At 70.5% G+C, this 12,665-nt stretch carries 11 protein-coding genes; 2 read left to right on the forward strand and 9 right to left on the reverse strand.

The window, feature by feature from the left end:
* Nucleotides 1-25 precede the first annotated feature (25 nt).
* Together ABT053_RS06695 and ABT053_RS06700 are read right to left on the reverse strand one after the other, a co-directional pair.
* Entirely contained in the window at nucleotides 26-289 is a 264-nt protein-coding gene (locus tag ABT053_RS06695; protein WP_350947730.1) for a phosphoribosyl-ATP diphosphatase, read from the reverse strand.
* Nucleotides 290-455: 166 nt separating this feature from the next.
* Nucleotides 456-1,868, reverse strand: a complete 1,413-nt coding sequence (locus tag ABT053_RS06700) for a helix-turn-helix domain-containing protein (protein WP_350967887.1) — start codon at nucleotides 1,866-1,868, stop codon at nucleotides 456-458.
* A 102-nt stretch (nucleotides 1,869-1,970) separates the two neighbouring features.
* On the opposite strand from ABT053_RS06700, the gene ABT053_RS06705 reads away from it, so the two are divergent.
* Together ABT053_RS06705 and ABT053_RS06710 are read left to right on the forward strand one after the other, a co-directional pair.
* Nucleotides 1,971-2,513: a hypothetical protein gene (locus tag ABT053_RS06705; protein ID WP_350967888.1), complete on the forward strand. Its 543-nt coding sequence runs from the start codon at nucleotides 1,971-1,973 to the stop codon at nucleotides 2,511-2,513.
* A complete protein-coding gene (locus tag ABT053_RS06710; protein WP_350967889.1) occupies nucleotides 2,497-2,871 on the forward strand; it encodes a hypothetical protein in 375 nt (124 codons plus the stop codon). The genes ABT053_RS06705 and ABT053_RS06710 overlap by 17 nt, the downstream gene beginning before the upstream one ends.
* 244 nt (nucleotides 2,872-3,115) lie before the next feature.
* Here the strand turns inward: ABT053_RS06710 and ABT053_RS06715 are convergent, their stop codons facing one another.
* The 7 genes from ABT053_RS06715 to ABT053_RS06745 form a co-directional block, all read right to left on the reverse strand.
* The gene (locus tag ABT053_RS06715; protein WP_350967890.1) at nucleotides 3,116-5,656 is read right to left on the reverse strand and encodes a glycoside hydrolase family 2 protein; all 2,541 of its coding nucleotides are present in this window, start codon (nucleotides 5,654-5,656) and stop codon (nucleotides 3,116-3,118) included.
* Nucleotides 5,653-6,534 carry an ABC transporter ATP-binding protein gene (locus tag ABT053_RS06720; protein WP_350967891.1) on the reverse strand — a complete coding sequence of 294 codons (882 nt, stop codon included), beginning with the start codon at nucleotides 6,532-6,534 and terminating at the stop codon, nucleotides 5,653-5,655. The genes ABT053_RS06715 and ABT053_RS06720 overlap by 4 nt, the downstream gene beginning before the upstream one ends.
* A 176-nt stretch (nucleotides 6,535-6,710) precedes the next feature.
* Nucleotides 6,711-7,652, reverse strand: coding sequence for an ABC transporter ATP-binding protein (locus ABT053_RS06725; protein WP_350967892.1), 942 nt, complete (start codon nucleotides 7,650-7,652; stop codon nucleotides 6,711-6,713).
* On the reverse strand, nucleotides 7,653-8,525 hold the full coding sequence (locus tag ABT053_RS06730; RefSeq protein WP_350967893.1) for an ABC transporter permease: 873 nt from the start codon (nucleotides 8,523-8,525) through the stop codon (nucleotides 7,653-7,655). It lies immediately after the preceding gene.
* Nucleotides 8,522-9,517, reverse strand: a complete 996-nt coding sequence (locus ABT053_RS06735) for an ABC transporter permease (protein ID WP_350967894.1) — start codon at nucleotides 9,515-9,517, stop codon at nucleotides 8,522-8,524. Before ABT053_RS06735 ends, ABT053_RS06730 begins: the two co-directional genes overlap by 4 nt.
* A gap of 151 nt (nucleotides 9,518-9,668) precedes the next feature.
* Nucleotides 9,669-11,459 carry an ABC transporter substrate-binding protein gene (locus tag ABT053_RS06740; RefSeq protein ID WP_350967895.1) on the reverse strand — a complete coding sequence of 597 codons (1,791 nt, stop codon included), beginning with the start codon at nucleotides 11,457-11,459 and terminating at the stop codon, nucleotides 9,669-9,671.
* 310 nt (nucleotides 11,460-11,769) lie between these two features.
* Nucleotides 11,770-12,579, reverse strand: a complete 810-nt coding sequence (locus tag ABT053_RS06745; protein WP_350967896.1) for a hypothetical protein — start codon at nucleotides 12,577-12,579, stop codon at nucleotides 11,770-11,772.
* Nucleotides 12,580-12,665: the final 86 nt, after the last annotated feature.

Below are 12,665 nucleotides of genomic sequence, written 5' to 3' on the forward strand. Positions count from 1 at the left end.
AGGACCGGGAGCCGGGCGCACCGGCTCACAGATGCTTGTAGACCTCGTCCAGCCCGATCCCCTTGGCGATCATGAGAACCTGCACGTGGTAGAGGAGCTGGGAGATCTCCTCGGCCGTCCGCTCGTTCGACTCGTGCTCGGCCGCCATCCAGCTCTCGGCGGCCTCCTCCACGACCTTCTTGCCGATGGCATGGACCCCGGCGTCCAGCGCGGCCACGGTGCCCGAACCCTCGGGCCGGGTGCGCGCCTTGTCGGACAGCTCGGCGTACAGCTCTTCGAAGGTCTTCATGATCTCTCTCGGCGTCGTCGGATGTGCCCGTCAAGACTAACGGGCCATCCGGCCTCGTCGCGTGCAGGTCCACGCCCTGGGACGCGAGCCGCCCGGTTCGCGCCCCCTTTCCCCGAACGTCCGGGAATGTTCCGCCAGCCGCTACCGGAGGTGTCGCCGGTCCGGCTCAGGCCGACCGGTACCCCGTCGTCAGAACCCGCAGTTCTCGTACGGCGGGCAGGGCACGCGCTTTCTCGGGAGCGACGTCCGACACGATGCGGGCCGTGGCCTTGACCCGTACGTCCCACCGCGTCGCCGGGAGCGCCTCCACAAGGCTCAACGCCTGTTGCGCGCCTTGTTCCGGGTCGGTGCGGGCATGCAGCGCCGCGCTGTGCAGTGCCATCAGAACCGATGTGCGGTGCTCCGGCGGATACAGACCTTCGGCGGCACTCTGTGCGTCGGCGGCTCTCTTGGCGTCTCCGGCGAGCGTGTAAATCAGACTCCGGTCGAAATACGTTCCGCAGAGCGCCCAGTTGGAATCCAGGTTGATGATCTGAGAAGGGAACCGGTCGAATACGTCTTCGGCCTCACGCAGGGTGGCAACCGCTTCAGCGTGGCGGCCCAACGTGGCGAGAGTCTGGGCCTCGGCGCAGAGAGCGGCCACCAGGGGAACGCTGGGACGGTCCCCGGCGAGACGGCTGGCCTGCTGAGCCAGGAGAAGCACGTCGTCGAGATTCTCACCCGGGTCCGTCCTCCGGTAGAGCACTTCCCTGCCCGTCAACCAGGCTGCCAGCAAGGTGTCCCCGGAGCGCTCGCTCAAGCTGCGGGTCTTCCCCCACCAGCGTCGCGCCTCGCGACGATTGCCCAGGTCGAACCACTTCCCGGCGATCAGGGACGCGTGCCGCGCGGCGGCGTGGGCGAGGTCGCGGTGCACCGGCTCGGGCTGAGCCCGGCTCAGGTGAGGGGCCATGTCGGCGAAGTCGGCGGCCAGTCCAGCGAGAACGACGGCGGGCGGATCGACGTACGCCCGCTGGGCATGGATGTCCGCGGCGTCCTCCCAGTCGTCGATCATCTCCTGTGACACGCTCGCACCGGAGATCCGAGGTTCGGATACCTGCCAGGCGTCCGTCAGCGTGGCCAGCACGGGCGCCACCGTGCCGCCGACAGCGACGGCGGCGGCGTCCCGCATCAGTCGTCTGCGCTCCATATCCTCGCCTTCGTCACGCGTTGAGGCTTTTGCTTCGACTGTTTCGACGGTACTCCTCCGCAGCCGGTCGGTGTCGGCCATCGCCGCACGAAGCGCCTGTGTCACGAGTTCGCCCCCCGCGCCGAGTTCGGCGTCGAGAAGGGTGATCGCCGCGAAAGACGGGCGGTTCTTCGCCTGTTCCCACCTGGCGATGAGCGAGTAGTCCCACCGGATCCGGTCGGCGAGGCCGCGCAGGCTCAGCTCGCGCCGCTCCCGCCAGGTCCGCAGGGCACGGCCGAACTCCTGCCAGCCCGTCAAGGTCTTCGATGTCGACTGTCCGGTCACGTCTGCCCTCGCGATCCGTTGTGCGCGTTGCGCCACCTGCGGCGCAACGCTGTGTGGCTTGTCCTCCACCCCGAGTCACCTCAACTATGGCATCGGTTGGTGTCGTGTAAAGCGGAACCCCGCAGGCGGGCAGGCCGTGCGGGGTTCCTTGATCGGATGGAGGTCCGATCCATGAGAGATGGTAAGTCCATCGTGCCCGGACAGGCCATTCCCGGCCGGTGGGTGGTTCGCGGCGACGTCTCCCCGAGGTGCGCCGCCGCGCCACCCGCCGACGCCGGAAACCCGGCCCTTACGCCTACGCCGGTCGGGGACCAGGCCGCCAAGCCCCCTCCACCGGCCGGGAACCGGTCCGCCGAACCCCTTTCGCCGGTCGGGAACCGGGCCGCCGGGCGGGCCGGAGAGCTGGCCGCCGAGCTGATCGGGGTTCACGGCATCTTGGCGGACGTCCACGAGCTTCGTTCCGGCAGGGCCGTGGTGTCGGTCCACCACGGACTGCTGGCCTACACCGACGGGGAGACGTTCTGGTGGACCGGCCCCGAACGCGGCCACTGCGGCGGTCTCCTGCCCTGCTCCGCCACGGAGCCGGGCCCGGCGGCCGGGCGGCTCGCCGAGCACCGCGCGTTCCTGCGCGCCCGTCCCGCCACCGGCGTACTGGAGAGCGGGCTGCCGCTGCTGGCCGACGCGATCCTGGCCGACCATGTCGTCCCGCGCTGACGCCGGGCAGCGGGAGGGAGCGGTCGTGATTCCGCCGTACGGCACACCGGCGGGCGACCGGCTGAACGCGGCCACCTGGCGGTCCGGTGCCGTCACCGCCCTCCAGCGCCTGCGGGCCGAGCTGCACACCCACCGGATCTATCCCGCCATCGCCTACGACGAGGGACAGCCTCGTCTGGTGATCGGCGACGGCACGCTGACCGTCTGGGCCGACCGCGAGGGCATGTTCTTCTGCTGGGGCACCGTCCACCTGGAGGAGCCCGCCGACCACGCCCCGGCCGACGACCTGCTCCAGGTCGCCCGCCGCATCGCCGAACGGCTCGGAGAGCACTACACCGAGCCGGACGGCCCACCGTGAGCAGCGCGGCGGCGCGGAGAGGCCGGCTCCCGTGTCGCCGCCGCGCGGCTCCCGCGAGCGGTGGTGCGTGACCAGGGGCCGCTCGCGGGGCCGTACGCGGCCGGACGGTGTCCCGGGCAAGGCGCCGTCGCACGCCGGTCGCGGCGGTGCCCCCGTCCGGAGGGCCGGGGGCACCGCTCATCTCCTCTGGACGGCCCCCCGGTAGTTCACCGGGAAGGCGTCGTCCGTGTGCCCGGTTAGACGCTCAGTCGTTGACGCAGCGCAGCACCGGGCGGGTGACGAGGGCGGCGGGGTCGGGTGAGCCGGTGACGTGGAGGGTGACGCTCTCGCCGGGGAGCAGGGTGACGAGCATGTCGTCGACGGTGGAGGCCGGGTCGAGGCGGTCGGGGAAGAGGGCGAGGTCGCGCAGGAGGGTGCGGGCGGTGACGGTGACGTCCAGGCCGCCGCCCTCGGCCGGGGTGACCTCGGTGTCGTAGGCGGCGGCCGGGAAGGCGACCCGGGTGTCCTCGGCGAAGAAGCGGAGCGCGCGGTGCCCGTCCAGCCGTACCGACAGCAGCTCGGCCGACGGGTCTGCGGGGACGGCGACCGGGTCCGGGAGCGGGATCGCCGCCACCGAGCGGGGCGCCACCTCGACGGCGATCGTCTCCTTGGCCAGCGGTTCCCCGTCCAGGGCGAGGCGGAGGAGTTCCAGCTCCCCGGTCCAGGGTTCCGGGCCGTCGTTGACCACGGCGACGGCGCCGTCCTGGACGGTGAGCAGGCGGTCGGCGTAGACGCGGCGCAGCGCGTACCACAGCGGCTTGCGGCGGCCGGCGCCGTCGACGGCCGACCAGGAGGTGACCGGCCAGCAGTCGTTGAGCTGCCAGACGATCGTGCCCGCGCAGTGGGGCGCCAGGGAGCGGAAGCGCTCGATGCCGAAGGCGACGGCCCGGGCCTGGTTGAGCTGGGTGAGGTAGTGCCAGTCGTCGTAGGTCTCCGGCGCGGGCAGGTGCTCGCCGAGGCCGCGCAGCAGCTTGGCGTTGCCCTCGTGGGCCTTCTGGTGGTGCAGGACGAGGGGCGCGTCGGGGGCCAGCTCGCCGCTGACGGCGTCGCGCAGGGTGGTGTGGGCGGGCGGGCCCTGGAAGCCGAACTCGGCGACGAAGCGGGGGGTGTAGGTGGCGTAGTGGGTGTAGTCCTCACGGTTCCACACGTCCCAGATGTGGGTGGTGCCCCGTGCGGGGTCGTTGGGCGGCAGGTCCGGGTGGCCGGAGTACGGGCTGCCCGGCCAGTAGGGGCGGGCCGGGTCGAGCTCGGCCACCAGGGCGGGCAGCAGCCCGTGGTAGAAGCCCGCCCCCCAGGTGCGGCCCTCCAGCCTGTCCCGCCAGCCCCAGTCGGCGTGGCCTTCGAGGTTCTCGTTGTTGCCGCACCACAGCGCCAGGGAGGGCCGCCAGGACAGCCGGGTGACGTTCTCGCGGACCTCGGCCTCCACCTCGGTGGCGAACGGCTCCTCCTCGGGGTAGGCCGCGCAGGCGAACGGGAAGTCCTGCCAGACGAGCAGGCCGAGCTCGTCGGCGAGGTCGTAGAAGTCCTCGCTCTCGTACAGGCCGCCGCCCCAGACGCGCAGCAGGTTGACGTTCGCGCCGACGGCCTGGCCGAAGCGCCCGGCCAGGCGCTCGCGGGTGACGCGGGCCGGGAAGCAGTCGTCGGGGATCCAGTTGACGCCGCGCACGAACACCGGGGTGTCGTTGACGACGACGGTGAAGCCCTCGCCGGTCCGGTCGAGGCGGACGTCGCGGAAGCCGATCCGACCCGTCCAGGTGTCCCCCGGCACCTCGCGAGCCTCCTCGGGTTCCCCTGCCTTCCCAGTCTTCTCGGCCTCCTCGGGCCCCCCGGCCTTTCCGGCTTTCTCGGCCTCCCCGGTCTTACCGGTCTCCCCGGGCTCCCCGGCTTTCCGGATCGCGCCGGTCTCGCCGGGCTCGCCGGGCCCGCTGGGCACGCCGGGCTGTCCGGACAGGCGTACGGTCAGCTCGTAGCGGTCCTGGGCGCCGTACCCGCGTGGCCACCAGCGCCGGGGCTCGGGCACCCGCACCTCCAGGACGGCCTCGCGCTCGCCGGGGGCCAGCGTCGCCTCCGCCACGACCCCGGCCACCTCAACGGTCACGGTGAGGGGCGTGTCACCGGCGCGCTCGACCGTGACGTGCGCCTCGACGCGCCCGTCGGGGCCGTCGGTGCTCACCAGGGGGCGTACGGACTCGATCCTGGCCCCGCTCCACGAGTGCAGCCCGATGGGCCGCCAGATGCCGGAGGTGACCACGGACGGGCCCCAGTCCCAGCCGAAGTTGCAGGCCGCCTTGCGGACGAACTGGTACGGCGCCTCGTAGCTGCCCGGCCGGTCGCCCAGCGCGGCCCGTCGCGCCTCGGCGTACTCCACCGGGGAGGCGAAGCGCACCCGCAGCGTGTTCTCGCCCTCGCGCAGCAGCTCCCGTACGGGAAAGCGGTAGGAGCGGTGCTGGTTGGCCGTGGTCGCGACCTCGACGCCGTTGAGCTCGACGGTGGCGACGGTGTCCAGGCCCTCGCAGACCAGGTCGGTGCGGTCGTGCCCGTCGGCGTGCCAGGTGAAGACCGTCTCGTAGTCCCAGCCGGAGCGCCCGATCCAGGTCAGCCGGTTCTCGTTGTCGTCGAGGTAGGGGTCCTCGACGAGACCGGCGGCCAGCAGGTCGGTGTGCACGCACCCCGGCACCGTGGCCGGGACGCGGGAGACGCCCCCGCCCACCTGGTGAAGGGTCCAGCCGTCGTGTAGCGCCCTCAATTCACACTCCCGTGGATGTCGGTGTCGTCCCGCCGGACGAGATGACCCGGTTCGGCCTCCACCAGCGTGGAGGGCCCCTCTCGCACGTCCCCGGCGAAGGGGACCGGCTCGCCGTCCCACCGGGCGGTGAGCCTCGGCACCGACGACAGCAGCCTGGCCGTGTACGGGTGGAGGGGGTTGCCGAACACCATGCCGGTGGGACCGGACTCGACCACCCGCCCCCGGTACAGGACCACGGCCCGCTCGCTGATGTAGTTGCCCAGCGACAGGTCGTGGGTGACGAACAGCACGCCGAGGCCGCGCGACTTCAGGTCGGCGAGCAGGTTGAGGACGTCGATCCTGGTGGACGCGTCGAGCATGCTGGTGATCTCGTCGGCGACGAGGTACCTGAGGTCGAGCAGGAGCGCCCTCGCGATCAGCAGGCGCTGCAGCTGGCCGCCGCTGAGCTGGTGCGGGTAGCGGCCCAGGACCTGCCCGGGGTCGAGGCCGACGTCCTTGAGGGAGGTGTCGATCCTGCCGTCCCACTCGGAGGCGGCGACGCCGGGGAAGTACTCGTCCTTGATCATCCGGAGCACCCGGTCGGCCTTGAAGATCGGGTTGTAGCAGCTGAACGGGTCCTGGAACACGCCCTGCACGTGCCGGTAGTACGCCTTGCCCGGCCTGGCCGGGGCGCCGTCGAGGGTGATCGTGCCCTTCGTCGGGCGGAGCAGCCCCAGGACGGTCTTGCCGAGGGTCGTCTTGCCGCTGCCGCTCTCGCCGATGAGGGAGACCACCTCCCCCGGCGCCAGGTCGAGGCTCACGTCGTCGACGGCGGTGAGGGTCGCGGTGCCGAAGGCCCCCACCCGGTAGGTCTTGGTGACCCCTTCGAGTCTCAGCACCGTCGAACCCCTTCGAGTCTCGGCATCGTCGGGAACCCTTCGTGTCTCGGCGTCGCCGGAAATCCTCCGGGTCTCGGCGTCATCGGAAATCCTTCGCGTCTCGGCATCGTCGGAACCCCTCCGGGTCGGCATCGTCCGGTCCCTGCGGGTCTCTGCATCGTCGGAACCCCTCCGGGTCAGGCCTTCCAGCAGGCGACGTGGTGGCCGGGGGCGACCTCGACCGGCGGCGGATCCTCCGCGCACCTGCCGAAGGCGATCGGGCAGCGGTCCCTGAACCGGCAGCCGGAGGGCGGGTCGAGCAGCGAGGGCGGCCTCCCGGGGATGCCCGACAGCCTGCGCTCGGCGTGCCGGACGCCGACCTCGGGCAGCGAGGAGATCAGCATCCGCGTGTACGGGTGGCGCGGCTCCCCCACGATCACGTCCGCCGGGGCCTTCTCGGCCAGCTTTCCCGCGTACATGATCATGATCGTGTCGGCGATCTGGTAGGTGAGCGAGATGTCGTGGGTGATGAAGATCATGCTGCGCACGAAGCCTCGGTCCCTGAACTCCAGCAGGGTCCTGGCCACGGCCTTCTGGGTCGACACGTCGAGCGCGGAGGTGATCTCGTCGGCGATGAGCAGGGACGGGTCGAGCAGGGTGGAGACGACCATCACCACCCGCTGCCTCATCCCGCCCGACAGCTCGATCGGGTAGCGATCCAGCACGTCGCGCGGCAGCTCGACCAGGTCGAGGCGGCGTTCCAGCTCGGCGGCGTCGAGGCGCTCGCCCCGGGAGGCGAGCAGCTCGGCGATCATCCGGCCGATCCTGCGGGTGGGGTTCAGCGCGCTCATGGAGTACTGCGGGATGAGGGAGACCCGCTTGAAGCGGAAGGGGTTCATCCGGCGGTCGTCGCCGATCGGCAGCTCCTCGCCGTCCAGCTCCGCGCCGCCCCCGGCGAGCCGCATCCGGCCGTCCATCCTGATGAGGCTCTTGCCGAGGGTCGTCTTGCCGCAGCCGGACTCGCCCGCCAGGCCGAGGATCTCGCCGTCGCCGACGTCGAAACCCACCCCGTCGAGCGCCCGCACCTCGCCGCGCAGGGTCCGGTAGTGGACCCGCAGGTCGTTCACACGCAGAGTCATCTACAGCTCCCGCAGTTTCGGGTTGAACACCTCGTCCAGGCCGACGTTCATCACGTAGAGGGCGCCGACGACGGCGGTGATCCCGGCCCCCGGCGGGACGAACCACCACCACATGCCCAGGTGCAGGGCGCTCCAGCGGGCCGCGTTGTTGAGCATCAGGCCGAGCGAGACGCCCTCGCTGGGACCGAGGCCGATGAAGTCGAGCGAGGCGGCGATCAGGATCGACCCGCCGAACAGCAGGATGAAGGTCATGAAGAGGTACGAGCTCATGTTGGGCGCGATCTCCCTGGCGATGATCTTCCAGGTGCGCACGCCGCTGAGCCGGGCCAGGTCCACGAAGTCGCGCGAGCGCAGCGAGAACGTCTGGGCCCTGATCGCCCTCGCCGCCCAGGGCCAGGAGGTGAGCCCGATGAAGAGCGCCTGCACGCCGACGCTGCGGATGCCCAGGTAGGCGTTGACGATCAGCAGCACCGCGAGCGCGGGCAGGACCAGGACGATGTTGGTGAGCATGTTCAGCACCTCGTCGACCAGCCCGCCCCGGTATCCGGCGGTGAAGCCGACCGCCATGCCGATGACCGCGGCGAGCCCGCCGCCGAGCACCCCCACCTGGAAGGTGACGCGCAGGCCGTAGACGAACTGGGCGAAGACGTCCTGGCCGAACATGGTGGTGCCGAACCAGCGCTCGGCCGAGGGCGGCGAGGCGGGGGCGGCGACGTAGGCGTTCGGGTCGCCGCCGACGATCGCGGGGGCGGCGACGCCGAGGACGATCAGCGGGACCAGCACGACCAGCCCCGCCAGGAGCTTTCCGTTGCGCAGCGCGAAGTACAGGCCCTCGCGGCGCCCGGTGTTCCTGTCGGCGGGCACGGCCGTCATGCCGCCTCCCCTCCCATCCCGGTCCTGGTACGCGGGTCGACCAGGACGTAGACGATGTCGATGACGAAGTTGGCGATCAGCACGCCCACGACGATGAACAGGAAGGCCCCCTGCAGCAGGAAGAAGTCCTGGTTCTGGATCGCCTTGAGGATGAGGTGGCCGAGTCCCGGATAGGAGAAGACGATCTCGGTGACCAGGGCTCCGGCCACGAGCACGCCGAGCTGCAGGGCCAGGCCGGTGATCTGCGGCAGGATCGCGTTCCTGAACGCGTAGCGCCGGATGAGCCGCCGCGACGCCCCGAGCGAGGACAGGTAGGTGGAGTAGTCGGCCTCCAGCTCATAGATGATCATGTTGCGCATGCCGATCGCCCAGCCGCCGAACGCGACGAGGAAGAGCGAGGCGAACGGCAGGAACCAGTGCAGCGCCAGGTCCCCGAGGAACTCCCACGACCAGTTGGGCCGCATGGAGAAGCTGTAGCCGCCGGAGACGGGGAAGATCCCCGCCACCACGCCCAGCCCCCAGGCCAGCAGGATGGCGAGCCACATGTAGGGCGTGGCGGTGAGCACGTACCCGATCGGCAGCGCCGTGTTGTCCAGCCACCTCCGCCTCGCCGCGAAGGCGCCGAACCGGTTGCCCGCCCACCAGCTGAGCAGGATGGACGGGACGAGCAGCGCCAGCGTGTACGGCACCGCCCCCACGATGACGTCGGTCACCGGGGTGGGGAACAGCCAGATGCTGGTCCCCAGGTCGCCCCGGAACAGCGCGGCCCAGAAGTTGACGTACTGCCGCCAGAGCGGCAGGTCGAGCCCGAACAGGTTCGTGTAGTGGACGCGCATCGCCTCCACGGCGGCGGGCTGTGACACGTTGGCCCTGGCCAGCATGCTCTGGACCGGGTCGCCCGGCATGAAGCGCGGGATCATCCAGTTGATCGTGACGGCCACGAGGAAGGTGAGCCCGTACACGAGCAGCTTCCGGCCGAAATAGCGTCGCACGCGATCCTCCAGAATCGGCGAGATGGGCCCCTCCCCGCGCGGCCCGCGAGCGGTTCGCACGGGGTCCGAGCGAGCGTCCGAGCGGGCGTCCGGACGAATGGCCCAGGTGTGTGTGCGGGTGGCGCGCGGGGAGGGGGTGAGGATCGCGGGGTCAGCCCCCGGCGGGCTTCAGCTCGGTCAGGGTGAGCACCCCGCCCAGCTCCAGCCAGTTGCGCCACATGGTCGGCGGGGTCTTGGGGGTGCCCGGGGCCGAGGACGGCCAGTTGGTCCAGACCGCGTTGCTGGTCTGCGCCCACAGGCCGTTGTACCAGAGCGGGATCACCGGCAGATCGTCCAGCTGGATCTTCTGGATCTCCGAGGTGACCCGCTTCATGCCCTCGGCGTCGTCTGCCTTCTTGCCGTCGAGCTCCTGGACGAGGTCCCAGACCTTCTTGTTCTCGTAGCGGCCGAAGTTGACGGTGTTCTGCTGCTTGTTGACCGGCAGCCGGAACATGTAGTCGTAGTACATCCAGGGGGTGTTGGACAGCTGCCGCTCGTTGTTGAGCAGCAGGTCGAACTTGCCGGACGTGCGCTGGTCGACCAGCGCGTTGAAGTCGGGGAACTCGGGGGTGAGGTCGATCCCGGCGGCCTTCGCGCCCTCGGCGATGACCCGGCTCGCCTCCATCCAGTCGGTCCACCCGGCCGGGACGATCACCTTCAGCGAGGCCTTGGAGCCGTCCTTGTTCTCCACGAACCCGTCGCCGTCGCCGTCCTTGTACCCGGCGTCGGCGAGGAGCTTCTTCGCCTTCGCGGTGTCGAACGCGAAGCCCTTCTCGCTCACCACGGCCTGGTCGACGTACTTGTCCCACTGCGGCAGCAGGCCGGTCGGGCCGGACGCCTTGACCAGGTTGCCGTAGACGCCCTCGACGATCTTCTTGGTGTCGATGGAGTTGGCGAGCGCCTTGCGGAAGGCGGGGTCGTCCATCGGCTTCCTCGTGGTGTTGGGCACCAGGAAGGCGGTGTTGGCCGAGAGCATGTACGGCGGTTCCGGATAGTACGTCTGGACGCCGAAGTTTCCCTTGACGAGGTTGGCCACCCCGGGCAGGAAGTTGTTGCTGAGGTCCAGGCCCTTCTGCAGGAGCAGGCCCATCGCGACCTCGTTGCTGGAGTTGACGATGTCGACGACGTACTTGGGCTTGACGTCCTTGCCCAGCGCCGCCGTGGCCCACCAGCCGTCGCGCTTGACCCAGGCCATCCGGTCCTGGTCGTGGCTGTGGTAGGCGTACGGCCCGGTGCCGACCGGCTTCTCGTTGACGCCGTTCAGCACCTCCTCCTCGGAGAGGCCCTCCCAGAGGTGCTTGGGGACGATCGCGTTGCCGTAGACCCAGTTGGCCCACTGCTGGTAGTTGGCCTCGGAGAAGGTGAACCTGACCGTGCCCGGGTCGACCGCCTCGACCTTCTCCAGCCAGTCCCACAGGTTGGCGTAGGGGACGGTCTTCATCTTGCCGAGCTCGACCGTGAAGACCACGTCGTCGGCGACGAAGGGCTTGCCGTCGGCCCAGGTGACCCCCTGCCTGAGCTTGAGCTCGTAGGTCTTGTCGTCCGTCCAGGTGCCGCTCTCGGCGAGCCAGGGGGTGAACTTGTCCGTCTGCGGGTCGTACAGGAACAGGGTCTCGTAGACGAGCCCCTTGGTGCCGGTGGCCGAGTCCCAGGTCCGCAGCGGGTTCCAGTTGACCGGGGGACCCCACTGGGTGCCGCTGGTGTACAGGGTCTCGTTACGGGGGAACGCGGCGTCCGCGCCACTCGTCCCGCCCGCTCCGGCCGGTGGAGCCGCTCCGCCGGAACCCTGCGGCGCCGCGCTCGGAGCTGACGGCGTCGTGGACCCTCCGGTGCACCCGGCCACGGTCACGCAGGCCACGCAGGCCGCCGCGCCGAGGATCGCGAACCTTCGCCGAATCCGCATCGACTGTCTCCTCTCCAGCATGGGAGCGCTCCCAACCGATGTAAACGCGACCGCATGCGCTTGCTGAACCGGATAAGTACCGTGACCGTAAAGTCAACGCCTTGCACTGTCAATAGTCAGATGGACCGGTTCAGCTGCAATCCCCCGGGGCCGGACCGGAGGGGCTCACGAGGAGACCGGCGCCCCCGGACGTCACCGTCCCGCACGCCCCCGACGGGCCGACCCGGCTCGCCGTCCCGCTCACCCCGCCCAGGCTCACCCCGGAGGCCCCCGCCCGCGCGGGATCCCAAGGCGCCGCGCCGGGGCTTCGTCAGGGCCTGGTCAGCGTGACGAGCAGCGCGGGGTGGTCGGTGTACCTCATGGAGATGACGTCGGTGCGCTCGAAGCCCATGCTCGCCGCGAACACGTGCTGCACGGCCCCGTCCCCCTTCCTGAAGAAGGGAGCGGAGTTGCAATTCTGCACGTTCTGCCCGAACAGCGGCGCGTACCTCATGTTGAGGTCACCCGCCAGGAAGGTCGGCCTGGTGGCGGCGCCCCGGTCGCGCAGCATGGCGATGGCGGCCCTGCACTGCGCCATCGCGACGTTCCCCGTGGTCGACAGGTGGGTGGCGCACCCGGTCAGGTCGGGGAACTCGGCGCACACGTAGACGCGTCGCTCGCTCCCGCCGTCCTGGGTGGCGTACACGCCGGAGAAGCTTGTCGCCCCCGTGGCGCGGAAGATCAGCCCGTTGCCGTACTCGTCCCCGTTGACGCAGCGCACCGGCGTGCCGTCGGGCCGCAGCGCGGGGGCGAACGCCCGGTGGCCGTCCCCCATCGAGGGGGCGAGCCGGGCCAGGTCGTCGCGGCAGATCTCGTTGAGCGTGACGACCTGCGGCTGCCTGGCGGCGATGATGCCGAGCGCCTCCTGGATGACGTCGTCCCCGTTGAAACAGGAGGTGTTGACGCCGCTGTGGCAGAGGTTGAGCTGCAGGACGCGGTAACTCTGCGCGGCGGACGCGGAAGGAACGCCGGAAGGAAGGGCGGCGGGAACGACGGCGGGGACGACGGCGAAGGCCCCGGCCAGCAGGACGACGAGGGGAAGGCGGACGAGAACACGGAGGCTGAACCACGAAAGGCGCATTTATCCTCTTATCTCGGATATCCCAAACACATCGGTCGATCACGAAGGCACTCCCCCGCGAGGGCGCCCGGTCTCCCCAGGAGATT

The sequence above is a fragment of the Streptosporangium sp. NPDC002524 genome (assembly GCF_040295985.1).
In the GTDB taxonomy this organism is placed as follows: Bacteria; Actinomycetota; Actinomycetes; order Streptosporangiales; family Streptosporangiaceae; genus Streptosporangium.